Origin of the sequence: Corallococcus sp. AB011P (genome assembly GCF_003611605.1) — a bacterium.
Lineage (GTDB): Bacteria > Myxococcota > Myxococcia > Myxococcales > Myxococcaceae > Corallococcus > Corallococcus coralloides.
The window spans coordinates 96,487-120,323 of record NZ_RAVX01000013.1 but is presented as its reverse complement, the minus strand read 5'-3'; the positions used below and the strand labels follow the sequence as shown (position 1 = coordinate 120,323).

General features: G+C 69.1%; 19 protein-coding genes and 1 other RNA gene. 13 read left to right on the top strand and 7 right to left on the bottom strand.

Going from position 1 to position 23,837, the window contains the following annotated elements; genetic code table 11:
- Positions 1-52: 52 nt before the first annotated feature.
- The 6 genes from D7X30_RS27670 to D7X30_RS27640 all read left to right on the top strand — a co-directional run bounded on the left by D7X30_RS27670 (position 53) and on the right by D7X30_RS27640 (position 6,876).
- Entirely contained in the window at positions 53-994 is a 942-nt protein-coding gene (locus tag D7X30_RS27670; RefSeq protein ID WP_120566062.1) for a MoxR family ATPase, read from the top strand.
- A gap of 124 nt (positions 995-1,118) precedes the next feature.
- Positions 1,119-2,069: a branched-chain amino acid transaminase gene (locus tag D7X30_RS27665; RefSeq protein WP_120565971.1), complete on the top strand. Its 951-nt coding sequence runs from the start codon at positions 1,119-1,121 to the stop codon at positions 2,067-2,069.
- 60 nt (positions 2,070-2,129) lie between these two features.
- Entirely contained in the window at positions 2,130-3,467 is a 1,338-nt protein-coding gene (locus tag D7X30_RS27660; RefSeq protein ID WP_120565970.1) for an AAA family ATPase, read from the top strand.
- A gap of 120 nt (positions 3,468-3,587) precedes the next feature.
- The gene (locus D7X30_RS27655; RefSeq protein ID WP_014397865.1) at positions 3,588-4,427 is read left to right on the top strand and encodes a Fic family protein; all 840 of its coding nucleotides are present in this window, start codon (positions 3,588-3,590) and stop codon (positions 4,425-4,427) included.
- Positions 4,428-4,615: 188 nt separating this feature from the next.
- Positions 4,616-5,737 (top strand): bifunctional oligoribonuclease/PAP phosphatase NrnA, encoded by a 1,122-nt coding sequence (locus D7X30_RS27645; protein WP_120565969.1) that lies wholly within the window; start codon positions 4,616-4,618, stop codon positions 5,735-5,737.
- On the top strand, positions 5,734-6,876 hold the full coding sequence (locus D7X30_RS27640; RefSeq protein WP_120565968.1) for a cysteine desulfurase family protein: 1,143 nt from the start codon (positions 5,734-5,736) through the stop codon (positions 6,874-6,876). Before D7X30_RS27645 ends, D7X30_RS27640 begins: the two co-directional genes overlap by 4 nt.
- Here D7X30_RS27640 and D7X30_RS42410 read toward each other — a convergent pair whose 3' ends face one another.
- From D7X30_RS42410 to D7X30_RS27625, 3 genes are all read right to left on the bottom strand, one after another.
- A complete protein-coding gene (locus tag D7X30_RS42410) occupies positions 6,877-7,050 on the bottom strand; it encodes a hypothetical protein (protein WP_199724561.1) in 174 nt (57 codons plus the stop codon). It abuts the gene before it with no gap.
- Between the two features lie 108 nt (positions 7,051-7,158).
- On the bottom strand, positions 7,159-8,151 hold the full coding sequence (locus tag D7X30_RS27630) for a serine/threonine-protein kinase (protein ID WP_120565966.1): 993 nt from the start codon (positions 8,149-8,151) through the stop codon (positions 7,159-7,161).
- Entirely contained in the window at positions 8,148-9,062 is a 915-nt protein-coding gene (locus D7X30_RS27625; protein WP_120565965.1) for a type IV pilus biogenesis/stability protein PilW, read from the bottom strand. The genes D7X30_RS27630 and D7X30_RS27625 overlap by 4 nt, the downstream gene beginning before the upstream one ends.
- A gap of 236 nt (positions 9,063-9,298) precedes the next feature.
- Here D7X30_RS27625 and ssrS point away from each other — a divergent pair.
- From ssrS to tyrS, 3 genes are all read left to right on the top strand, one after another.
- Positions 9,299-9,491, top strand: a non-coding RNA gene (gene ssrS, locus D7X30_RS27620) — 6S RNA.
- Between the two features lie 19 nt (positions 9,492-9,510).
- Positions 9,511-10,143: a 5-formyltetrahydrofolate cyclo-ligase gene (locus tag D7X30_RS27615; protein ID WP_199724560.1), complete on the top strand. Its 633-nt coding sequence runs from the start codon at positions 9,511-9,513 to the stop codon at positions 10,141-10,143.
- A 103-nt stretch (positions 10,144-10,246) separates the two neighbouring features.
- A complete protein-coding gene (tyrS, locus tag D7X30_RS27610; RefSeq protein ID WP_120565964.1) occupies positions 10,247-11,509 on the top strand; it encodes a tyrosine--tRNA ligase in 1,263 nt (420 codons plus the stop codon).
- A 31-nt stretch (positions 11,510-11,540) separates the two neighbouring features.
- Here the strand turns inward: tyrS and D7X30_RS27605 are convergent, their stop codons facing one another.
- Positions 11,541-12,365 carry an SDR family oxidoreductase gene (locus D7X30_RS27605; protein ID WP_120565963.1) on the bottom strand — a complete coding sequence of 275 codons (825 nt, stop codon included), beginning with the start codon at positions 12,363-12,365 and terminating at the stop codon, positions 11,541-11,543.
- Positions 12,366-12,450: 85 nt separating this feature from the next.
- On the opposite strand from D7X30_RS27605, the gene D7X30_RS27600 reads away from it, so the two are divergent.
- Positions 12,451-13,617: an EndoU domain-containing protein gene (locus D7X30_RS27600; protein ID WP_120565962.1), complete on the top strand. Its 1,167-nt coding sequence runs from the start codon at positions 12,451-12,453 to the stop codon at positions 13,615-13,617.
- Positions 13,618-13,663: 46 nt separating this feature from the next.
- Here the strand turns inward: D7X30_RS27600 and D7X30_RS27595 are convergent, their stop codons facing one another.
- Positions 13,664-19,723 carry an alpha-2-macroglobulin gene (locus D7X30_RS27595; protein ID WP_120565961.1) on the bottom strand — a complete coding sequence of 2,020 codons (6,060 nt, stop codon included), beginning with the start codon at positions 19,721-19,723 and terminating at the stop codon, positions 13,664-13,666.
- Between the two features lie 51 nt (positions 19,724-19,774).
- Positions 19,775-20,416, bottom strand: a complete 642-nt coding sequence (locus tag D7X30_RS27590) for an RlmE family RNA methyltransferase (RefSeq protein ID WP_120565960.1) — start codon at positions 20,414-20,416, stop codon at positions 19,775-19,777.
- 80 nt (positions 20,417-20,496) lie between these two features.
- On the opposite strand from D7X30_RS27590, the gene D7X30_RS27585 reads away from it, so the two are divergent.
- Complete coding sequence (locus D7X30_RS27585) at positions 20,497-20,904, top strand: hypothetical protein (protein WP_120565959.1); 408 nt, start codon at positions 20,497-20,499, stop codon at positions 20,902-20,904.
- A 51-nt stretch (positions 20,905-20,955) separates the two neighbouring features.
- The gene (locus D7X30_RS27580; RefSeq protein ID WP_120565958.1) at positions 20,956-21,243 is read left to right on the top strand and encodes a hypothetical protein; all 288 of its coding nucleotides are present in this window, start codon (positions 20,956-20,958) and stop codon (positions 21,241-21,243) included.
- On the opposite strand, the gene D7X30_RS27575 is transcribed toward D7X30_RS27580, so the two are convergent.
- Entirely contained in the window at positions 21,244-22,383 is a 1,140-nt protein-coding gene (locus D7X30_RS27575) for an acyl-CoA dehydrogenase family protein (RefSeq protein WP_120565957.1), read from the bottom strand.
- Between the two features lie 332 nt (positions 22,384-22,715).
- Between D7X30_RS27575 and D7X30_RS27570 the strand changes: the two genes are divergently transcribed.
- The gene (locus D7X30_RS27570; RefSeq protein ID WP_120565956.1) at positions 22,716-23,816 is read left to right on the top strand and encodes an efflux RND transporter periplasmic adaptor subunit; all 1,101 of its coding nucleotides are present in this window, start codon (positions 22,716-22,718) and stop codon (positions 23,814-23,816) included.
- Positions 23,817-23,837 lie beyond the last annotated feature (21 nt).

Sequence of the window (23,837 nt, the reverse complement as noted above, 5' to 3'; positions counted from 1 at the left end):
CCCTGGCATTTTTGCCGCAGTGGCCACGGAACCGTCGGTTAAGTTGACGGGTGTGAGCCCCCCCCAACTGACTTCGGAGATCCGCTCGTTCACCAGCGTGGAGGACGCGGCGCGTCGCCTGGAGGCGGTGGGCTACCTGTCGTCCCCCGAAATCGCCACGGCGGTGTTCCTCGCGGACCGGATGGGCAAACCCATCCTGGTGGAGGGCCCGGCCGGAGTGGGCAAGACGGAGCTGGCCAAGGCCCTGTCGCAGGCGCTGGACCGGACCTTCCTCCGGCTCCAGTGCTACGAGGGGCTGGACGAGGCCAAGGCCCTCTACGAGTGGGAGTACGCCAAGCAGCTGCTCTACACCCAGCTGCTCAAGGACAAGATTGGCGAGCTGACCCAGGGCACGTCCACGCTGGCGGAGGCCGCGGACCGGCTCGCTTCCGGGGACGCGGTGTTCTTCTCCGAGCGCTTCCTCCTCCCCCGCCCCATCCTCCAGGCCCAGCTGTCGGACACGCCCGCGCTGCTGCTGGTGGACGAAATCGACAAGGCGGATCCGGAGTTCGAGGCCTTCCTCCTGGAGGTCCTGTCGGACAACGCTGTCACGGTGCCGGAGCTGGGCACCATCCGCGCGAAGCATGTCCCGCGTGTCATCCTCACCAGCAACAACGCCCGCGAGCTGTCGGACGCGCTCAAGCGCCGCTGCCTGCACCTGCACATCGACTTCCCGGACCGCGAGCGCGAGCTGAGAATCGTCCGCTCGCGCCTGCCGGAGGTCCCCCAGGTGCTGGCCGAGCAGGTGGTGGAGGCCGTCGCCGCCATCCGCGCGCTGGATTTGAAGAAGGCCCCGTCCATCAGCGAGACACTGGACTGGGCGCAGAGCCTGACGCTGCTCAACGCGGAAGCGCTCAGCGCGGACGTCGTCGCCGCCACGCTCAACCTCGTCCTCAAATACGAGGGCGACATCGAGAAGGCCCGCGCCAACCTGCCCACCATCGCGCAGGCCTGACGCAGAGCGGCGCGCGGGAACGACCGCGGAACGCCGATCGTTGGCGTTTCACGCTTTGCGTCCCTATTGGGCCTGGGTACAAGTCCCTCAGCTGTCCCACCCCTAGCCCGAGAGGAACTTCCCGATGAGCTCGACCTCATCCACCGTGCTGCGCGCCGAACACATCTGGCTCGATGGGAAGCTGATGAAATGGGACGAGGGCAACGTGCACGTGATGACGCACGCCCTCCACTACGGCCTGGGCGTCTTCGAGGGCATCCGCGCCTACAGGACCCATGACGGCCGGCTCGCCGTCTTCCGGCTGCGCGAGCACATCCGCCGCATGATGGACTCCGCGCACATCATCATGCTGCAGATGCCCTACACCGAGGATGAACTGGTGGAGGCCACGCTGGAGCTGCTGCGCACCCAGAAGGCGCAGTTCGCCAACGGCGCGTACCTGCGCCCTGTCGCCTTCATGGGCGACGGCGCCATGGGCCTGGGCGCCGTGAACCCCACCCGCGTGGGCATCACCGCCTGGGACTGGGGCGCGTACCTGGGCGACAAGGGCATGAAGGAAGGCATCCGCGCCAAGGTCAGCTCGTTCACGCGCAACCACGTGAACGTGAACATGGTGCGCGGCAAGATTACCGGCCAGTACGTCAACTCCATCCTCGCCAAGCGCGAGGCGGTGATGGCCGGCTACGACGAGGCCATCCTCCTGGACATCAGCGGCTTCGTCGCGGAGGCCTCCGGGGAGAACATCTTCCTCGTGAACAAGAAGGGCATCATCAAGACGCCGCCCCTCTCCTCCCCCGTCCTGGACGGCATCACCCGCGACACGGTGCTCCGGCTGTTGCGCGACGCCGGCCACACCACCATCGAGGAGGTCACCGTCACCCGTGACGCCCTCTACATCTGCAACGAGGTCTTCTTCACCGGCACCGCCGCGGAGATCACCCCCGTGCGCGAGGTGGACAACCGGCAGATTGGCGACGGCAAGCCCGGCCCCATCAGCCGGTTCGTCCAGGACATGTACTTCCGCGTCGTGCGGGGCCAGGAAGCCCGCTATGCGGACTGGCTGACCTACGTTTGAGGACAGTCCAGCGGACGTGAAGTCCCGGCGGACGGGGGAATCGGGTAGAACCCGTACCCGATGCCTCCCGCCGGCTACGCGTACGAAGACAATCCCTTCAAGCTGGAGAACCCGTCCGTCCTCGACATCGCTCCGGGTGAGCCGAAGTCGCTGGAGGACACGGGCCTGAGGATGGGTCTGCTCGCGGACCTGGGCCTCAAGTTCCTCTATTACGCCGGCACCGGCACGGGCATGGCCATCGCGGAGAGCATGTGCCTGCCCTGGTCCGGCGTGGTGGAGCACGTGGTGGACTTCCTCGCCGCGGAGAAGCTGGTGGACCTGCGCGGCGGCAAGGGCTTTGGCCGCGCGTCCGTGGAGTTCGCCCTCACGGAGAAGGGCCGCGAGTACGCGCGTGACGCCCTCACCCGCTCCACCTACGTGGGCCCCGCCCCCGTCCCCATCGAGCAGTACAACGCCCTCATCAGCAGCCAGACGGAGGAGACGCCCGTCGTGGGCCAGGAGGACCTGGTCTCCGCCCTGGGCCACCTCACCGTCTCCGCGGAGCTGATGGACAAGCTGGGCCCGGCCGTGAACTCCGGCCGCTCGCTCTTCCTCTACGGCCCGCCGGGCAACGGCAAGACGAGCCTGGCGGAGGCGATTTCCCACATGTTCGGCGGCGAGGTGTTCGTCCCGCACTGCCTCGAAATCGACAACCAGATCATCAAGGTCTTCGACCGCATCATCCACACGCCCGTGTCGCTGGAGGTGGGTCGCGATGCCAACGGCCGCCGGCAGACGTTCGAAATGGACAAGCGCTGGTCGCTCTGCCGGCGCCCCGCCGTGGTGGTGGGCGGCGAGCTGACGCTGGAGACGCTGGACCTCATCTACTCGGAGAGCACCCGCTTCTACGAGGCGCCGTTCCAGGTGAAGGCCAACGGCGGCATGCTCCTCATCGACGACTTCGGCCGCCAGAAGGTCCACCCCACGGACCTGCTCAACCGGTGGATCGTCCCCCTGGAGAAGCGGGTGGACTTCCTCACCCTGCACACCGGCAAGAAGTTCGAGATTCCCTTCGATCAGCTGCTCGTCTTCTCCACCAACCTGGACCCCAAGGAGCTGGTGGACGAGGCCTTCCTGCGGCGCATCAAGTACAAGATTGAAGTGGGCAATCCGGACGAAGAGTCCTACCGGGAGATCTTCCGCCGGGTGTGCGAAGCGGCGGGCATCCCCTACGTGGACCAGGCCATCACCTACCTGGTGGAGCACTACTACAAGCCGCGCAGCATGGAGATGCGCTCCTGCCACCCCCGCGACCTCGTGTCGCTCATCCGGGACGCGGCCCGATACCGGCAAATCCCGCCAGCCCTTTCAAAAGACCTGCTGGATCAGGCCTGCGAGGTGTTCCTGGTGAATCTCTAGTCGGGTTTTATTTGTTCCAACCGCGCGGAATTTCTAGACTCCGCGTGCCGTTGTACCTCCCGGCGCAGCCTCTGGGAACCAGCGCCCGGGGCGGGCCGGAGCGAGAAGGAGCCGCAGTCCGTGAAGGAACGCTACCAGGACATCGACGAGAAGAACGAGCAGCTGCGCGAGTACCTTGAGATCTACAAGGGTAAGCCGCCAGCGCGTGAGTACCTCGACCGCTTCGAGATGTCGTGGATCTACCACGACGCCGCGCTCGAAGGCGTCGTGTACACGCACCAGGAGCTGATGGCCGCGCTCTTCCCGGAGCGCACGGCGGCGGAAGCCTCCATGATCCCGGTGGTGTTGGAGATCCGCAACCACAAGGCGGTGGCGGACTTCATCCGCGAGGAGGCCGCGGGCGCGAAGAAGCAGTCCGCGCTCACGCTCACCACCATCAAGCGGATGCACGACCTCTTCCTGGGCAACACGCCGGAAGCCCTGGCCGAGCGTGCGCGCATGGAGCGCCGCGAGCGCACGGAGAAGGAGTTGGCCAAGGAGCGCGACCGCGCGGGGCTGCGCAAGGACATGCCCCTGCACCGCACCTACTTCCACGACATCACCCAGCCCGCGAAGATCCAGGCCCGGCTGGAGAAGCTCGTGGACCACACCGCCAGCGCGGAGTTCCGCGAGTTCCACCCCATCAAACAGGCGGCGGTGGTGCAGCACGAGTTCCTGCAGATCTTCCCCTTCACCGAGCACAGCGGGAAGGTGGGGCGCATGTGCAGCAACCTCATCCTGCTGCGCAACGGCTACATGCCCGCGGTCATCCACTCCATCGACCGGCAGCGCTACTACGAGTCCTTCCGCGCGCCCGTGGCCACGTTCCGCACGGTGCTGATGGACGCGATGGAGAACTCGCTGGACAACGGCGTGAAGTACTTCCGCGACCTCGGCCGCAAGTACAAAACGGTGGAGTAGCGCGCACGGGGCGGCGTGCCCCCGGAGGACTGGCGAGGGAGCAGGCGTCCCACCCGTCCTCCGCCGCGGCGTGAAGAACGCGCGGCACGTCGACACCATTGGGGTGTTGGAAACACCCCTGGAACGTCATGGGGAGAACATCCGACTTCTCGAATCCCCGTGGCGGAGGAAGTAAAAGAAGAGTCCCCATGCCCGTGACCCCGTCCCTCCAAAGCCGCCGCACCCAGCTTCCCGCCGGGAGCGAGCTCACGGAGCCTCCGCCAGCGCGGTTGGCGAAGCTGCCTGCCGCCGACAAGCTGGCCCGCCTGCTCCAGGTGGCCAAGGGTCACCGCCGGGCGCTCATCCTCACCCACGACAACCCGGACCCGGACTCCATGGCGGCGGCGGTGTCGCTCGCCCATCTGCTGGAGCGCAAGGCCGGCATCGAAGCCCACGTGGGCTACGGCGGCATCATCGGCCGGGCGGAGAACGTCGCCTTCGTGCGTGTGCTCCGGCTGCCGGTGTCGCACGTGTCGCAGATCGACTTCAGCCAGTACGACCTCTTCGGGCTGGTGGACACGCAGCCGCCGGTGCGCAACCACTCGCTGCCGGCGCGCTACCGCGCGGACCTGGTGGTGGACCACCACCCGCTGCGCGAGGAGAGCCTGCTGGCCCCCTTCGCGGACGTGGGCGGCGACTTCGGCGCCACCTCCACCATGCTGGCGGAGTACCTGCGGGCCGCCCGGCTGGAGCCGTCCGTCGAAATCGCCACCGCGCTCTTCTACGGCATCAAGGCGGACACGCGGGACCTGGGCCGTGAGACGACCCAGACGGACGTGGACAGCTACCTGTGGCTGTTCCCCCGCTGTGACAAGCAACTGCTGGGACAGATTGAGCACCCGGAGCTGCCGGCGCGCTTCTTCCAGCTGTTCCACACGTCCATCGAGAAGGCCAAGGTCTACGGCACCGCCATCATCACCGACCTGGAGGAGGTCTACTCCCCGGACATGGTCGCGGAGGTGGCCGAGCGGATGATGTACCTGGAAGGGATGAAGTGGTCCCTGGCGTACGGGACGTTCCGCAACCAGCTCTTCCTGAGCCTGCGGGTGAAGGACCGGCGCATGAACGCGGGCCGCCTCATCCGCGAGCTGTGCGAGGACCTGGGTGGTTCGTCCGGCGGCCACGGCAGCATGGCGGGCGCGCGGCTGCCCCTGTCCGGCAGCGCGGCCAAGCGCAAGGCGCTCAAGCGCGAGGTGGTGTCGCGCTTCCTCGAAGCCTTTGGGGTCTCCGAGGAGCGGCCGGTGTCGCTGCTGTCCGCGCAGGACACGTGATCTACTGGGACCACAACGCCGCCGCGCCGGTGCGCGCGGAGGTCGGCGCGCTGCTCGCCAGGGCCTTCACGGAGGGCGGCTTCGGCAACGCATCCAGCGTGCACGGTGGCGGGCGCGAGGCCCGGGCCCGGCTGGACGCGGCGCGAGCGAAGGTGGCGCGCGTCCTGGGCTGCGAGCCGAAGGAGCTCACCTTCACCGCGTCGGGCAGCGAGGCGGATGCGCTCGCGCTGATGGGGGCGTACGCGGCCCGCCCGCTGAAGGACCGCCGCCGCGTGGTGTCCACCACGGTGGAGCACCCGTCGGCGCTGGGCGCGCTCGCGCAGCTGGAGAAGGACGGCGCCCAGGTGGTGCGGCTGTCCCCTGATTCCAACGGCCGGGTGCCGCTGGAGGCCGTGCTGGAGGCGCTCACGCCGGACACCGCGCTGTGTTCGCTGATGTGGGCCAACAACGAGACGGGCGTGCTGCAGCCGGTGGCGGAGGCCGCGCGCGCGTGCCGTCAGCGCGGCATCCTCTTCCACACTGACGCCGTGCAGGCCGCGGGCAAGGTGCCGCTCACCTTGCGCGAAGTGGACGCGGACCTCCTCTCCCTCTCCGCGCACAAGTTCGGGGGCCCCCAGGGCGTGGGCGTGCTCGTGGTGCGCAAGGGCGTGGACGTGCGGGCGCTGACGCCCGGACACCAGGAGGGAGGCCGGCGCGGAGGCACGCAGAACGTGCCCTACGCCGAGGCCCTGGCCCTGGCCCTGGAGCTGGCCGCCGCGGATCAGCCCAGCACCGCCGCGAGGGTGACGGCCCTGCGCGACACCTTCGAGGAGCAGGTGCTCCAGCGGCTGCCCGGCGTGACGGTGAACGGCGCTGGCGCGCCCCGGGTGCCCAACACCAGCAACCTGCGCTTCGACGGAGTGGAGGGGGAGGCGCTGCTGATGGCGCTGGACCTGGAGGACATCCGCGTCTCGTCGGGTGCGGCCTGCGCGTCCGGCACGCTGTCCCCGTCCCACGTGCTTCGCGCCATGGGCCTCTCCCCCGCCGAGGCGCGCGGCAGCCTGCGCTTCAGCCTGGGCCCCACCACCACACCGGCGGAGGTGGAGCGCGTGGTGGAAGCGCTCTGTACCCACGTTCCCCGCGTGCGCGCGCTGGGCTGATCACCACTTCTGGTCCGGCAGGTTCTTCTCGCGGACCTCCGGATCCGGCTGCCCGTATCCGGGGATGCCCTCCTTGGCCTCGTCAGGCTTGGGCGGAAGCCGCTCGTCGCCCCGCCTTGTCTCTCGGGTGGGGTGGTCCTGTTCGGGCTGTTGCTGCTTTCGCTCGGTCGCCATGGATTCCTCCCGGTGCATGTTCGCGGGAGGAAAGGTCATCATCCGGGGCAGGCGCCGCAGCGGGCTCCACCGGCTGGGAGCCCACGCGACAGGGCCCTGCCCGCCCGGCTACCCGTTGTCGTCGGAGGGGCCGTTGGGCGGCGAGCCCCGGTACGCGGGCATCTCGTCCGTGGTGCCGAACAGACCGCGCACCACCGCCGCGATGGCCAGCGGCGTCCCCACGTTCTCGTCGAAGTGCGGCGACAGGGCCTTCGCGTACTCCTCCGCGGACGGGAAGCGGTCCTCGGGGTTCTCCGCGAACGCGCGCGCCAGCACGTCGTCCAGCGCCTGCGGGATGTCCGGACGCACCGAGCGCAGGAGCCGGTACTTGCGCGACAGGATGCCCGCGAAGACCTCTTCCGGCGTCGAGCCCACGAAGGGCCGGCCCAGCGTGAGCAGCTCGTAGAGCACCACGCTCGCGGCCCACAGGTCCGCCTCCGGCGTGACGGCGCCCTGCAGCGACTCCGGGGACAGGTAGTACGGCTTGCCCAGCACCTCGCCGCCCTGGAGCTTGCCGTCCACCAGCACGCGCGACACGCCGAAGTCGCCCAGCTTGATCTCCCCCACGCGGGAGATGAACAGGTTGGACGGGGACACGTCGCAGTGGACGATGCCCAGCGGCTTCCCGTCCGGGCCGGTGGCGGTGTGCGCGTACGCGAGCGCCTCCAGCAGCACCTTCGCCAGGTACACCGCGAAGTCGACGGGGAGCGGAATCCCGCGCGCCTTGCACCGGCGCAGGATGTGGCCCAGGTCGCGCCCGTCCACCAAGTCCATCACCAGGAAGGACACGTCGTCCAGCATCCCGGCGTCCAGCACCTTCACGATGTTCGGGTGGTCCAGCTGGCGCGACAGCTGCGCCTCGCGGCGGAACAGGTCCACCGACGCCGGGTCACGGGTGAGCGCGGGCAACAGCCGCTTGAGCGCGACCGTCCAGCCTTCGTAGGGACCGGAGCGCACGCGCGCGCGGTACACCTCGGCCATGCCGCCCTTGCCCAGCAGCGACTGGATTTCGTAGTTGCCGAAGACGCGGATGGGCTTCGACACGGGAGTCGGCGCGTTCACGGGCTGGCGCTGCCAGCTCCTTGCGGATCACGGCCCTGGACCCGCTTACGACCGCGGGCCTGCTTCACCTGCGCCTCGTACAACGTTCCCTCATTGGCGAACTGCTGGAGCTCGCGCTCCACCAGCGCGTTGCCCTCCGGCGGGGACCACCCCTCCGCCAGCGCACGCCGCAGCGCGACCTGGGCGAACCCCGACTCCTGCGCCGCCCGCTTCACGCACGCCGTCCAGAAGAAGGCCTCCGCCTTGGCCGCGCCGCTGCCCACGTTGCGCGCCTGCTCCAGGTACTTGAGCGCCTCCGGCTGCTGCTTGCGCAGGTAGTGCGACACGCCCATGCCCGTCAGCGCCCAGGCGTTGTTCTTCTCCTTCTCCTGGGACAGCACCAGTTGGAACTGCTGCGACGCCGCGATGGGGTTCTGGGCCAGCAGCGACTGCCCCAGCTTCAGGGTGGCCGCCACGTCCAGCGGCTCCAACCGGCGCTGCGCCGCCACCTGCGCGGCCCCACCGGACGGAGGAGGAGGCACGGGAGCCTGCGCCTGGCGCTGCTCCGGGGCCTGCGCCGTCGCGGGCGTCAGCGAGGCCCCCTGCTCCGCCGCCCGGAGCACCAGCATCCGGCTCTTGGGCAGCGCCGGGGACTCGCAGCTGTCCTCGAGCTTCACCACGCCACCCAGCGCCCGCTCCTCCACGTTGTAGACGAGCATCACCGGGAAGCTGCGGGACGGGGTGCAGGTGTCGCCCGTCTGACAGAGCGTAAGCTCCCCCAGGAAGACGTTGCCCTGGAAGTCCCCCGTCAGGATCTGCTCGGCGACCGGGCGCTGGCAGGGCCCCCCGGCCGGCGCCGTGCCGACGAGGTGTTCCCCGTCCGAGCGCAACTCGATGGGGCCGAAGGCATCTGCCTGATAGGTACTGTTCATCTGCGGACCCGCCCAGGCGAATCCGGAGGTGAGGCAGGCTACCGCCGCGAGAGCCAATGTTGGGGTCGGGAGCGACATGTCGGGGACCCGGGCATCATAGAAGTCCACGGGGCGGCTTGTAAACGCGCGAGGACGGCTTGACCGCACGCTTCTCCATCCTTATCATTTTCCCAGAACGCCCTGGGATTTTCCCAGTGATTCTAAGGACTTGCAGCAGGATTTGAGTGGTAAAGGTCTGTTCCCTGCGGGGTGCGTGATGCCCAGCAGAAATTCGAACCGATACGTCCATTCCGGGGTCCGTTTCGGTCGCCATGTGCAAGCCCTCCCCCTTCACCGGGGATGAGGGAAGCCTGCGGTGACATGATTTCGGTCCCCACCTGGCTTCTAAGGGTTCAATGGACGCTGGACACACGGCTCGGCGGGGGACTCTTTCTTTGGAGCGGCGGCGGTGAGCGAGACGGCGGCGGATACGGTGGCGGCGGCGGCGGAAAAGAAGGTAACGCTTCGTGAGGAACTGACGGCGCGCCGCAAGGCGATGACCAATGACCTCATCGACGAGCGTGGCCTCAAGGTCCAGTCTCGATTCCTGGCATCGCCCTACTATCAGAATGCGCGGACGGTAGCGCTCTACGCCCCCATCCGGGGCGAGGTGCCTACCCGGGACATCCTCATCGCGGCGTTGCAGGACGAGAAGATCGTCTGCTACCCGCTGTCCCACGTGCACGGGCGCATCCTGGCCTTCCGGGCCATCAAGTCGGAGAGCGAGCTGGAGCCGGGACGCCTGGGCGTCCGTGAGCCCACGAACTCCTCGGACCTGATTCCGGTGGACCAAATCGACCTGTTCGTGGTGCCCGGTCTGGGCTTCAGCCCGGACGGCAAGCGGCTGGGGCGCGGCGGTGGCTACTACGACGCCACCCTCAAGGCGGCCAGTTCGCGCAGCCGCCGGGTGGGTCTGGCCTTCAACGACCAGATCGTCCAGGTGCTGCCCACGACGATCGACGACGTGGACATGGACCAGGTCGTCACGGAGAGCCAGACGCTGCGCGGCCTGTGCCGCAGCTTCGACTTCCTGGACACCTGAGCGGGGCCTGAGCCTCGGGGAGCCGGGCGAACATCCACGGGTGGGGCGGACATGGAAGTCCCGCCCTGCCCGTCGTCTTTTTTGGGCTAGTGTCCGCGGCGCCATGAACCCGGACGCACTGCGCAAGGCGACCCCCGAAGAACAGTTCGAAGAAGTCACTCGCGGCACCGTGGATTTGCACGTGCCGGAGGACCTGAAGAAGAAGCTCCAGCGCTCGTATGACAAGGGCAAGCCGCTCGTCATCAAGGCGGGCTTCGACCCCAGCCGTCCCGACCTGCACCTGGGCCACACGCTGCTGCTCACGCGCATGCGGCGCTTCCAGGAGTTCGGCCACACGGTGGTGTTCCTCATCGGTGACTTCACCGCCCTCATCGGGGACCCGTCCGGCAAGAACGCGGCCCGGCCTCCGCTCACGCGCGAGCAGGTGAAGGTCAACTCGGAGACGTACAAGCAGCAGGTCTTCAAGGTCCTGGACCCGGACAAGACGGTGGTGAAGTTCAACTCGGAGTGGCTCGACGCGCTGGGCACCGAGGGGATGATCCGCCTGGCGGCGCGCTACTCCGTGCAGCGCATGCTGGAGCGCGACGACTTCAAGAAGCGCTACCGGGAGAACACCTCCATCGCCATCCACGAGTTCCTCTACCCGCTCTTGCAGGGCTACGACTCCGTGGCGCTGAAGGCGGACGTGGAGCTGGGCGCGACGGATCAGCTCTTCAACCTGCTCGTCGGCCGTCAGCTGATGAAGGAAGAGGGCATGGAGCCGCAGGTCATCATGACCGGCCCCATCCTGGAGGGCCTGGACGCGAAGCTGGTGGACGGCGTCATCACCGGCTCCAAGATGTCCAAGAGCCTGGACAACTACGTGGGCATCGACGAGCCGGCGGACAACATCTTCGGCAAGTTGATGAGCATCACGGACGACCTGATGTGGCGGTACTACAAGCTGCTCTCCGCCATGCCGCTCAAGCAGGTGCTGGAGCTGGAGGAGCAGACGAAGTCCGGCGCGGCGCACCCCAAGGCCGCGAAGGTCGCCTTCGCGCAGGAGATGGCCGCGCGCTTCCAGGGTGAGGAGGCCGGCCGCAAGGCGGCGGAGGACTTCGAGAAGCGCTTCGCCAAGAAGGAGCTGTCCACGGAGGACCTGCCGCTCGTGGAGGTGTCGCTCGCGGGCGCGGAGAAGCTGCTCGTCACGAAGCTGCTGCCGGAGACGAAGTTCGTCGCCTCCGCCACCGAGGCTCGCAAGATGATGGGCCAGGGCGGCGTGAAGGTGAACGGTGAGAAGGTCACCGACCCCAAGGCGGAGCTGGGGGCCGGCGAGTACACCGTGCAGGTGGGCAAGCTGAAGGTCACGCGGGTGAAGCTGTCCTGAGCCGCCGCGACGGACGCCGCCCGGGCCTGATTCAGGGCGCGGGCGGCTCCTTCGGCAGCGCGCCTTCGTACAGCGCGGCCGAGCGCCCCATCATGAAGCCGTGGGGCAACAGCTTCATCATCGTCGCGAGGAAGCGGTTGAGGACGCCGGGCACGGAGAGCTCGCGGCGGTGCACGAACGCCTCCACGGCGGTGCGCGCGCAGGCCTCCGCGGACATGATGCCCACGTCGCCCGCCTTGAACTTCCGGTCCAGGCCGGACACCGACAGCATCTCCGTGGCGATGCCGCCGGGCGCGAAGACGGTGACGGACACGCCCGCCTTGCGCAGCTCGTAGGCCAGGCCGCGTCCGTAGCTGATGACGAACGACTTCGTGGCCGCGTAGGCCGTCTGGTACGGCAGCGGCGCGAAGCCCGCCGTGCTGGCGACGAGCATCAGCGCCCCGCCCCCGTCCTGCTTCGCGAAGTGCGCGCCGAAGAGCTGGGACATGCGCACCACGCTGGTGATGTTGGTGGCGAGCATCGCGTCGAAGGACTCGGGCTGCTGCTCCAGCGCGTGGCCGAAGTAGGTGACGCCTGCGTTGAGGATGACGCCGTCGACGGTGCGGCCGGACGTGGCGGTCTCGAAGACGCGCGCGGCGTCGCCGGGCCGGGTGAGGTCCGCGGAGAGGGGCAGCACCTGCACGCCGTGCGCGGACTCCAGCTCCGCCTTGAGCGCGGTGAGCCGGTCCTCGCGGCGGGCGACGGCGATGATGTGGGCGCCGTGCTCCTTCGCGAGCAGGCGGGCCATCTCCAGCCCCAGGCCGGACGACGCGCCGGTAATGAGCACCCAGCGGCCTCGGAAATTCATCGGTTTCATATCGGGCGCGTTTATTTCGCGGTGTGGCGCCGGGCGCAACCGGGGAACAGCGGGCTTCGGGCACCCCTGTTAGAGTCCGGCCACCATGCGCCTCTCCGGGTCGCTCGCCTGCTTCTTCCTGGCCCTCTCCACTGCCCCCGTCGCCTTCGCGGGGAGCGGCGTTTTCGTCACCGAAGAGGCCGTGGACGCGGTGGACCAGCCCGAGTCCTCCAAGGTCGTCTTCTCCGTGCAGCCGGGCGTGTCCTATCCGCTCATGAAGAAGGGAGGCCCCGACCGCGCGTGGTGCAAGCTCCAGGGGCCCAAGGCGGAGGGCTGGGTGCTCTGCGATGGCACGCCCACGGATGCCGTCCAGAAGGCACCGGGCACGGACGCGCTCGTGCGCGCGGACCATGAGAACACGCGCCAGCAGCAGGCGTCGCGAGGGGGTGGAGTGTCCCTCGCGGAGGCGAAGCCCATCGGGAGCGGAGCCGGTGCGGGTGCTCCCGCGGCGGAGCCGGACGACGAGGAGGAAGTCACCGTGGCGGTGCGCGCACCCGCGAGCCGCGCTCCGGCTCCGGGCGACGCGGCGGCTTGCGCGAACACGTGTGATCAACCGCCCCTCTTCGCCAAGGCCCCGGCGCTGTCCGCGATGGACCGCGAGGTGCTGGACCTGTGCCCCGCGCGTCCCGACGCGAGCGTGAGCGCCGGAGACGTGCAGCGCTTCTTCGCGAAGCACTACGACGACGCGCGGGTGCAGCGCGCGCTGTCCGCGGCGGGCCGTCCGGGCTCGCGGCAGGCGAACATCGAATGGCTCACGAGCCTGTGGGTGAGCACCGGCCCGCGCAACGCGTTCACGCACGTCTTCTGCGGGGACGACTGGCAGCGCGGCCCGATTGGCGGCCTCCACTTCCTGCCCCGCTACGCGCAGCTCGAGGCGGAGGGAAAGGTCTGCTACCAGGGCCCGGTCAGGGGTGAGGACGCGGTGCGCGGCGAGCAGTACCTCATCCGCTTCAAGGGCCTGTCCCCGTGGTCCTGCGGCGTGAAGCGGACGGGCGGCTTCTCGACGTCGCAGGACGCGGTCTCCATCGCCGCCATCGGAACCCGGGCGTTCGCGCGCTGCTGTGCGCGCGGCGGGGCGAAGAAGGAAGGCGGCGTGTACTCGGCGCCGGACGTGGGTGGCGGCAACTGGCGCATCTGGTGCGGCACGCGCAACGGCACCTACGGCATCGCCACGCTGCACCCCACCGACGAAGCCGCCACCTGCGCGGAGTAGCGGACCGGCGCCACGACGGAGCGCCGGTCCCCTGCCCTGCTGAAACCTACTGCGCCTTGTCCACGGTGAGCACCGTGCCCGTGGAGTAGGCGGTGAACTCCGGCGCGTACATGGACTGCACCGTCGCCGGGCCCACGCGGAAGGTGCCCGCCATGTTCGCGCGCAGCCGGTACTTGAAGTTGTACTCACCGGCCGGCAGCGACTCGAAGAAGAAGTTCGTCCCCGAGTCGCGCGTCTCCTCGTACCAGACGATGCCCAGGTCCCACTTGTGGCGGGACTGCGCGTTCTCCGGCTCCAGGCCCGCGGCGCGCGGGTCCCTCAGGTGCACGTACTCCGCCGCGTGCTTCGTGCGCAGCGACAGCTGCACCTCCACCTCGTCGCCGGGGCGCAGCCTCGCGCCGTCCGACAGTGGGCGCAGCAGCGTCTGGTTGCCTTCGCGGATCCGCACGAAGTAACGGCGCGACACCTGGAAGAAGTCACCGCGCTCCTCCTTGGGCAGCTGCTCCGTGGAGAAGTGCCACGTGGCGGACGCGATGGCGAAGCCCGGCGTCGTCTTCTCCACCACCGTGGTCGCCGTGGTCGCGTTCACCTCCGGGCCGGGGACGACCACCTGGTTCTTCTTCCCCGTGTACACGTCCGGCGAGAAGCGCATGGTCACCGCCTTGGAGCCCACCGTCACCTTCAGCTCCTCGTGCGCGGACAGCGAACCCTCCGCCTCCATGTAGTTGACGAGCGCGTAGAGCGCCTCCGCCGTGGCGCGCGTGGACTTCCAGTGGTTCACCTTCTTGTCCAGGAGCAGGTACTGCACCAGGCCCGCGCGCCGGGGGTCCTTCGGGCGCAGCTCCGACAGCGTGCGCAGCGCGAAGGCGTGCGTCTCCGTGGAGTCGTTGTACCAGAGCCAGCTCCGGTCCTCCGGCTGCCAGTACGTGCCCAGGTCCTGCGTCGTCTTCGCGGAGTCCATCACGCTGTCCCAGACCTTCTGCGCGTCCTTCGTGCGCTTCGACCGGTTCAACGTGAGCGCCAGGTACCCCTTGAGGTACGGCGAGTGCTCCCTCCAGTGCTTGAAGGAGAAGTCGAGCATGCGCTGCCGCTCGGCGGCCGTGAGCGCCTCGCCCGTGTAGCGCGCATCCGGATACGCCGACGCCACGAAGTTGAGGAACGTGAGGAATTCCCAGCCCAGGTCCTTCTTCATCAGCCGGTTCGCGTAGTCGTCCCGGAAGTGCTTCGCCAGGTAGCCCCACGCGGGCTCCGTCATGGAGGGAGACACCTCCACCCCGTGCTCCATGGCGCGCGACAGGCCATGCAGGATGTAGAGCGTCATGTACGGCGACGACGGGCCGCCCGGCCACCAGGGGAAACCACCGTCCGCGTTCTGCGCCTTGCGCAGCTTCGCCTGCGAGGACACGCGCTGGGCCTGGGCCACCTTCGGATCCAACACGCGCAGGAGCGCCTGGTCGGACTCCGCCCCGCCCTTCGCCTCGTTGAGCCAGGGCGTCTCCTCCAGCGTCATCTTCCGGTTCGGATCCACGTCGTCGAAGGTCTCGAAGCGAGTGCTGCGCTCGCTCAGGTCCTTGGCCACCTTCGCCACCGCCGGATACTTGTTGAAGAGGCTGGAGACGATGCCCGTGGACACGAAGCGGTTGAGCGTCTGCTCCGTGCACTCATAGGGGTAGTCCACCAGGTACGGCAGCGCCTGGAGCACGGAGTAGAAGAGCTGCGCGTCCACCGTCACGACGAGCTGCTCGTTCACCCGCGTGGGGTCGTCCGACTTCTTCAGGTCATCGAACGTCAGTGTCCGGCGGTCATTGTTGTTCAGCATGGCGAAGCGCGACTGCGACAGGTGCATGCGGCCGGGCAGCACCGGCAGGGGCCGCAGCTCGCCGTCACTGAACGCGCCCGTCTTCGCGACGACGCGGAAGGCCACCGGCCCCACCCGCGCGGGCGTGGTGATGGGGAAGCGCAGGTTCGTGCCCTTCCCCGCCGCCACCGTGAAGGCCTGCGAGGCCGTCTTCACGCCGAACTCCGAGAGCAGGCTCTTCTGCGTGTCCGGATCCACGATGTCGAACGTGAGCTGGCCCTGCTGCGTCTGGGCCCCCGCGTTGTTCACCACGACCTCCAGCTCCGCGCGGTCGCCCTCGCGCAGGAAGCGCGGCAGGTACGGGCGCACCATCAGCTCCTTCACGCTGCGGGTGGAGCGCTGCGTGGAGCCCCCACGCAAGTCCCTCGTGAGCGCGTGCACCCAGACGTCCCACGCCGTCACCGAGTCCGGCACCGTGAACTCCAGCACCGCCGCTCCATCCGGTCCGGTGAGCAGCTGCGGAATCCAGAACGCCGTCTCCGCGAAGTTGGAGCGCAGCGGCTCCTCCGACCCTTCCCCCGGTTCCGGGGGGCCGGGTTCCCCCTTGATGATCTGGATGATCTCTCGCCGCTTCTGCTCCAGCACCCGGCCGGGCTTCGGCGCGGATTCCGCGGCGGACGGCGCGGGCGACGGCGGTGGTGGCGGAGGCGGTGCAGCGTCAGCTTCCCGCCGGACGGCCCCGGGCTTCATCGCGCGCAGGCGTTGGCCGCCGTAGTAATTGCGGTAGCCCGGACCGCCCAGCCCGTAGCCGTCCTCGAACTTCAGCGTGTCGTCGCTGAGCTCCGGCGCGGAGGGTCCCTCCCGGACGAACTCATCGAAGAGCCAGTCCGCGCCGAAGACGCCACCGGATGCCCGGAAGTCCACGTACACCGTCTGCTGCGGATACAGCTGTGCCACCTGCGGCGGCGTGTGCGGTCCGAAGACGTTGAGTGACTGATCGTACATGTACGCGAGCAGCTCCGCGGCCCCCGCCTCCAGCTTCGCGCCCTTCGGCCCCTTCACCGTCACGCGGAAGGTCTCCTTCGCGCCGGGCCGCAGCGTGTCGCGGAACGTGGCGAACTCCAGGCTGAGCTCCTTGTCATCGAAGGGCACGGCCACCGTCTGCTGGAAGCTCAGCGTCTGCCAGTCGCGCACCATCGAGAGCACCACCGTGAAGCCGCCACGCAGGGACTCCGTCACCGGAAGCTCCACCACCGCGCGCCCCTGCCCCGCCGTCAGCTGGCGGTGCTCGACGCGCTGGTGCCCCTGGTACACGTCCATCACCAGCGGCTGGCCCTCGAAGCCGGAGGCCACCATCAGCCGCGCCACCTCGCCCACGCGCACCGAAGCGCGCTCCGCCGCCAGCACCGCGGGCAACCCCGCCGGGGCGTGGGCCCCCGCCACCACGAAGTCCCGTTGCGCGGTGGCCTTCTGGCCGAACGCATCCGTCGTCTCGTAGCGCAGGCGGTACGTCCCCGCGCGCAGCGCCGGCAGCTTCACGGTGGCGACACCGTCCGCGCCATGCGTCACGGCCGCCTGCGCCACCTCCGCGCCGTCGTCCCAGCGTCGCAGCGTCTGCTCCACGTCGTAGTTCGTGTCCCAGCGGCCCCTCTGCGCGTCACCCGGCGTGGGCGAGGCCTCCTTGAGCGACTGCACGTCCGCGTCCAGGGGCTTGGGATTCTCCACCGGAACCTCCGACGGCATCAGCGGACGGCTCGGAGCCTTCAAGGCGATGAGCCGCCAGCGGCCCGCTCCAGCCTGCGGCGCGCCATCCAGGTTCGAGCGCACGAGCCGCACCTCCGACGGGAAGTCCTCGCGGACGAAGCCCACGTCGGAGTCCACGCGGCCCTCCACCGACACGAAGCCCAGGCGGAAGGAACGGCTCGCGGAGCGCGTCTCGCCGCCCTCGTCCGTCAGGTCCGCCTCCACGCGGTAGCGCCACGACATGCCCTGCGCCTTCGCGAGCCGCTCGTCCGCTTCCGGGGTGAACGCCACGGTGAAGCCGCCGTCCTCACCCACCGTGGCCGTACCGGAGGCCACCAGCTCCGTGGTGGCCGGGATGCGCTCCCAGAACCACCAGCGCGGCAGCACCGGCTCGCGCGACACGCGCCACTTCACCGCGCCGCGCGTCACCGGCAGGCCGAAGTAGTAGCGGGCCTCGCCCTTGAACGTCGCACGCCGGTTGAGCCGCAGCGCTTCCGGCGCGTCCTTCAGCGTCACCTCGAAGGTGGGCCGCTTGTACTCCTCCACACGCACGCTCGCGTAGCCGTTGGGGCGCGTGCGAACCGTCCACTGGCCCAGGGGCCGCCCCGAGGGAATGTCGAACTCGCCCGCCACCGACCCGAACGTGTTGGTGCGGGCCTCGCGCTTGGCCACCTCCTGGCCGTTGGGGTCGACGAGCGACACCGTCACCGCCGAATCCGGCAGGACGCGGTAGCGCTTCGACGCCTCCTCCGGACGGTAGGCCACCACCTTCCACAGCAGCTTCTGCTGGGGACGGTAGACGGCGCGGTCCGTGTAGATGAGCGTCTGGTCCTGCGGGGTCGACTCATAGAGGGGGGACAGGTACACCGAGCCCGGGAGCACCATCACGCCCTTGCCCCGGCCCAACACCAACTGCATGTCCTCGTAGCGGTTGGCGTCCGTGCCCTTGAGCAACAGGTCGCCGTTCGCGTCCGTGCGGCGGCTGACGACGTTGAAGCGGCGGGTGCCGTAGTCCGACCTCACCAACCGCACCTCCACGTTCGGAGCGGCCGCCCCCGTGGCGCCGTCCACCACGTGGACCTCCGCCAGGTTGGGGTTCGCCTTGCGCACCGTCACCGCCCAGGGCGACACGGACATCGGCAGGGAGAGGATCCGGCTGTTCTTCTTCGCGAAGTCCTCTCGCGTGGACATGACGATGGTGTACGCGCCCGCCTTGAGCGCCGGCGGCGTCACGAACGTCTGGTGCCGCTGGAAGTCCGGCGTGGGCGGCAGCGCCATGCTCCACGCGGCCTCCGGCTTGCGCGATGCCACCATGCGGAGCATCTCCGCGGTGGAGGGGAGCAGCGACAGGTCCTCGTCGGGCTTCGCGAGCCGTGCCTCCACATCCAGCGCGTACGCCCGGAAGTACACCGTGCCCACGTTGCGGTGGCCCACCAGGATGGAGCGCTTGCCCGGCCCGTCCACCTGCATCCCGGTCGCGTACAGCTCCGGCGCCTCCAGCCTCGCCACCAGCGCCGCGCACTGCATGCCGCCCACCGACTTCGGCCACGCCTCCGCGCCCGCCTTCGCCAGGGCATGCGCGGTGATGGCGCGGCCCCCCTGTGCCTCCATCTCCGCCAGCTGGTTCTGCCCCTTGGACCACCACGGCACGTCCCGGAAGCCCTTCAGGTGCGCGGCCAGGTGCTCCCGGATGCGCCGCTTGTCCGCGGCTTCGGTGAACGACGCTGACAGCACTTCGTAGCGCCGCAGCCGCGCCTCCAGCGCCGCCTCACGCCGGCCCGCCGCCAGGTGCCACGCCTCCAGGTCCCCCAGCACCGCCACCACCTTCATCAGCGGGTGCACGGAAGGGTCCTTCAGCTCCACCTTCGGCGTGCTGTCCAGGAGCGCGCCCAGGTCCAGCCGGTACACGCCCTGCTCCTGCTCCGGCCGCCACAGGCCCGTGTCGTCCAGCGAGCCCACCCACAGGTACGTCACCGCGTCGCGCACCGTGGAGCGGATGCCCTCCGGATACGTGTTGGGCTGGATGTACTCGGACAGCCCCTTCACCGGCTCGGTGCCGAACTTCTGCCGCGACTCCCAGACGCTGGCGTACGTGCGCTGGATCTCCGCTGAAATCTGATCCTTCGTCCACGCCTTCAGGTCCACCGGCCCCGTGGACACCACCTGCTCGCGCTGGCCAATCTCGTAGCTGTACGACCGCTGGTAGTTCGCGAGCACCGCCGCGTAGAACAGGTGGAGCGTGGCCTGCTGCCGCAACCCCTGCGGCCAGGGCTGTTCACGCAGGAAGCGCACCGTCGTCTCATAGCCATGCAGCCGCGTGCGCAGCTGCACCGTGCGGATCAGCGCGCGCGTCCACTCGTCGGCGTCACCCTGGGCCTTCGCCGCGGCGAGCCGGGCCTCGGCTCCCTGCGCGGCGGACTCGACCTTGTCGTCCTCGACGAGCGCGTCGATGGCCTTCCACGTCGGGGGCGCCTTCGCGGGCGCCGCCACGGACACGGAGGACAGCACCAGGGACAGCAGGCACAACACGACGACGGAAGCACGCGAGCGTGGTGGAGAAGACATAGGGGCGGCACTCTAGACGCCGCCCGCGTCCCTGGCGTTCCCTTCTCTGTTTCAAGTGGCCGAGGGCGCCGGGGCCCGGCGCCGCAGACCCACCACGTAGACCTCCATGCTGGCGCCGCGCGTGGCCTCCGGACGGACGATCTTCACCTCTTCGAAGTGCTGCCGCACCTCGTCACGGAAGGCCTCGAAGTCGCCCCCCATGAAGACCTTGGCCACGAACGTGCCGCCGGGCCGGCCGCGCGTGGCGGCCACCTCCAGCGCCTTGCCCGCGAGCCGCAGGCTGCGCGCCTCGTCCGTGCCCTTGATGCCGGACGTCTTGGGCGCCATGTCGGAGATGACCGCGTCGTAGGGGCCGTCGTACAGCGCGGCCAGCTTCGCGTCGAAGTCGTCCGCGAGCACGTCCAGCACCGCCGTCGTCACCCACTTCTGGGAGAAGGGACGGATGGCCGAGATGTCCACGCCGATGACGCGCCCGTGCATCCCCACCGCGTCCGCCAATATCTGGAGGAACCCGCCGGGCGCCGCGCCCAGATCCAGCACCGCCGCGCCCTTCTTCACGGACGAGGGGAAGCGCTTGAGGATCTCATCGACCTTGAACGCGGAACGCGCTCGCAGTCCCTCTTGCTTGGCTTTCTGGAAATAGTGGTCTTTAGGACGGTAGGGCTTGCCCATGTCAGAAGCCGTCCCTAGCATCCGCTACTGTCTTCGGAAAGCCGGAGCAGTCGCGGCCTGTCGGCTGGCCGCGCCCACGGATTTGCCGGAGGGTTGGTGGCATGGGCACCCGGAGCGTGACAGCGGCCTTGTGCATCTCCCTGCTCTTCGCGGGTGGGGCGGCGTTCTGCTACGCGCGCGCCGAGGCCCTGCAGGCGGAGGGGCGCTGGCTGATGGCCCGGGGCAGCGCCCAGGCCTCCGACTTCGCCCAGAAGCTGGACGGCACCTCCGTGGACGCCCAGCTGAAGACCTTCAAGGAACGCCGCGGCGTGATGGAGAAGGCCCACCGCTGGCAGCGCGGCATGCTGCTGGGCATCATGGCCGCCGTCCTGTCCGGCCTGTCCGCCTACGTCCTCTTCCTCCTCAAGCGGCTGGACGACCAGCTCCTGGACGCCACCGGCGAGCTGCGCCGGCCCCAGGAAGCCTCCTCCCTGCCCACCCCGGCGTTCGCACCCAGCGTCCAGCGTTAAACCGGACTCTGGCAGGATGCCCCCGTTACCGTCCTGACGGGGAGGACCGCCATGCCCGGCTGCGCGCACTGCGGACACGCACTCGACATCATCGCGAATCAAGTCGGCCGGCGCGACACGTGTCCCGGCTGTGAGGAGGACCTGCGCTCGTGCCGCAACTGCCGGCACTTCGACGAGTCCGTGGCCAAGGCCTGCAAGGAGCCCTTCGCGGAGGCGCCCCGCGACAAGGACGAGGCCAACTTCTGCGAACTCTTCCAGCTGGGCGAAGGCGGCCTGCACCAGAAGGCCTCACGCGACGCGATGCTCAGCGCCGCGGAGGCCCTCTTCGGCAGGAAGTAGCTAGAAGCCGTACAGCTTGGAGATGATCTCCTTCATCACCTCGGACGTGCCGCCGCCGATGGTGATGAGCCGCACGTCGCGCCACATGCGCGCGATGGGCGTCTCCTCGATGTAGCCCATGCCGCCGAAGAACTGCTGGCAGTCGTAGGCCACGCGCTGGGCCAGGTCTCCGGCGAACAGCTTCGCCATGGAGATCTCCTTCACCGGGTTCTCCTTCCGGTCGTAGAGGTCCACCGCGTAGTAGTTGAGCCGCCGCGCCGCCTCCACCGCCGTCAGGTGCTCCACGAACTTGTGGCGCCACACCTGGAACTTGATGAGCGGCCGGCCGAACGCCTCGCGCTCGTTGCCGTACTGGAGGGCGTCCTCCAGCATCCGGTCCATGCCACCCACCGTGGTGATGGCGCCCACCAGGCGCTCACCCTGGAAGTTGGTCATGATGTGGTAGAAGCCCTGGTTCTCCTCGCCCAGCACGTAGCGCGCGGGGATGCGGCAGTCCTCGAAGTAGAGGATGGCCGTGTCCGAGGACAGGTTGCCAATCTTGTCCAGCTTCTTGGAGACGCCGAACCCCTTCACATCCGTGGGGAACGTCACCAGCGAGATGCCGCCGTAGCCATCCTCACCGGTGCGCACCGCCAGCGTGATGAAGTCCGCGCGCGTGCCGTTGGTGATCCACATCTTGGAGCCGTTGATGACGTAGTCGTCGCCGTCCCTGCGCGCCGTCGTCTTGATGCTCGCCACGTCCGAGCCGCACCCCGGCTCGCTCACGCCCAGCGCCGCGATGCGGTCACCCTTGAGCGCGGGCTCCAGGAACTCGCGCTTCTGCTCGTCGGTGCCGATCTCGTTGATGATGGGCGTGGCCATCTGGCTCTGCACCAGCAGCGCCATGTTCACGCCCGCGTTGCGGCTGCGCGACAGCTCCTCCGCGAACGCCGTCACGTACCAGTAGTCCAGGCCGCTGCCGCCGAACTTCGGGTCGTGGTTGATGCCCAGGAAGCCCAGCTCGCCGCACTTCTTGAACAGCTCGCGGGGGAAGATGCCTGCCCGGTCCCACTCCAGACCGTAGGGCGCCATCTCCTTCTCCACGAAGGCGCGCACCGTCCTGCGAAACGCCTCGTGCTCCTCGGTGAACGGGTTGAGCATCGCGAGTCCTTGGGGGTTGTCCCGCTGCGGGTTGATTCGCGAGTCAATAACAGGCGCCCGCCGTCAGCCACAAGCGACGCGCCCCGTCCCCTCCCTGCCCGGCGCCCGCCTTCCTGGTGACGCAGCGCGCTGGCCCCGGTGTTGTGAAGAAGATTGAAGGCCTGGAGGGCAGGCGGCCAACCCCGCGGGATGACTGGGGAGTGGATAGTCCGCACTCCGGAGTATCCTCTTGACAGATAATCGAGCGTCGGTAATTTCTAGCCCACAAAGAATTAGCCGGAGCAGGTGCCAGGGCGGGTGTCCCGCCGGCGACCCGGCAGGAGTTCGGACGCGTGAATCAGCGAATCTTGGCTGCCGTGGTGGCCGTGGCGGTGTCGACGGCGGGGTGCTCGAAGGCGGGCGCGGAGAAGGCGCAGCTTCCGACTCAGCAGGAAGGCTCCAACGCGCTGGGCGTCAAGGCGATCACCCCGGCCACGGAGCTGGAGCAGAACGTGACGCGCGTGACGGGCCAGGTCCGCTCCAAGCAGGAGGCCGTGCTGGGCCCCCAGGCAACGGGCACGCTCGCGAAGGTGAACGTCCGGGTGGGCGACAAGGTGAAGAAGGGCGACGTGCTGGCGCAGCTGGACACGTCCAACGTGTCCATCGCGGTGGACCAGGCGAAGGCGGCCAAGGACATGGCGGAGGCCGCGCTGCAGCTGGCCACCAGCAACCTGGAGCGCACGCGCAAGGTGGCCGAGTCCGGCGGCGTCGCGGCCAACGCGCTGGAGCAGGTGGAGATCGGCCAGAAGCAGGCCGCGGCCCAGGCGGCGCAGGCCGGCGCGGCGTACCGGCTGGCGGTGGAGAACCTGCGCGACCACAGCATCATCGCGCCCTTCAACGGCATCATCACCGCGCGCACGAAGAACGTGGGTGACTCGGTGGCGATGACGCCCTCCACCCCGGTGTTCTCCATCGTGGACACGGACGGGCTGGAGATCCGGATGATGGTGCCGGAGTCCGTCATCGACAACGTGACGCCGGGCATCGTGACGCCGGGCACCGTGAACCCCAGCGGCATGCGCTTCGAGGCGAAGGTGGCCAACGTGGGCGCCGTCATCGACGCGCAGAGCCGCACGGTGGAGGTGCTGGCGGACGTGACGGGCAAGACGGAGCACCCGCTGCGCCCCGGCGCGCTGGTGGAGATGGACTTCTCCAAGGCCGCGGGCGACGCGGGCAACGGCCTGTTCCTGCCGGCGCAGGCCGTCAGCAGCAAGGGCCAGGACGGCTTCGTGTGGGTGGTGCAGGACGGCACCGTGCGCAAGCGCGACGTGCGCGTGCAGCGCGTGCTGCCCGGTTACGTGAAGGTGCTGCAGGGCCTGACGGCGGAGGAGCGCGTGCTCGCCGACGCCTCGCTGGACGTCAAGGAGGGGACCGCCGTGCGCGTCGCGCAGTAGCGGTCCCTCCTCCCCTCTTCT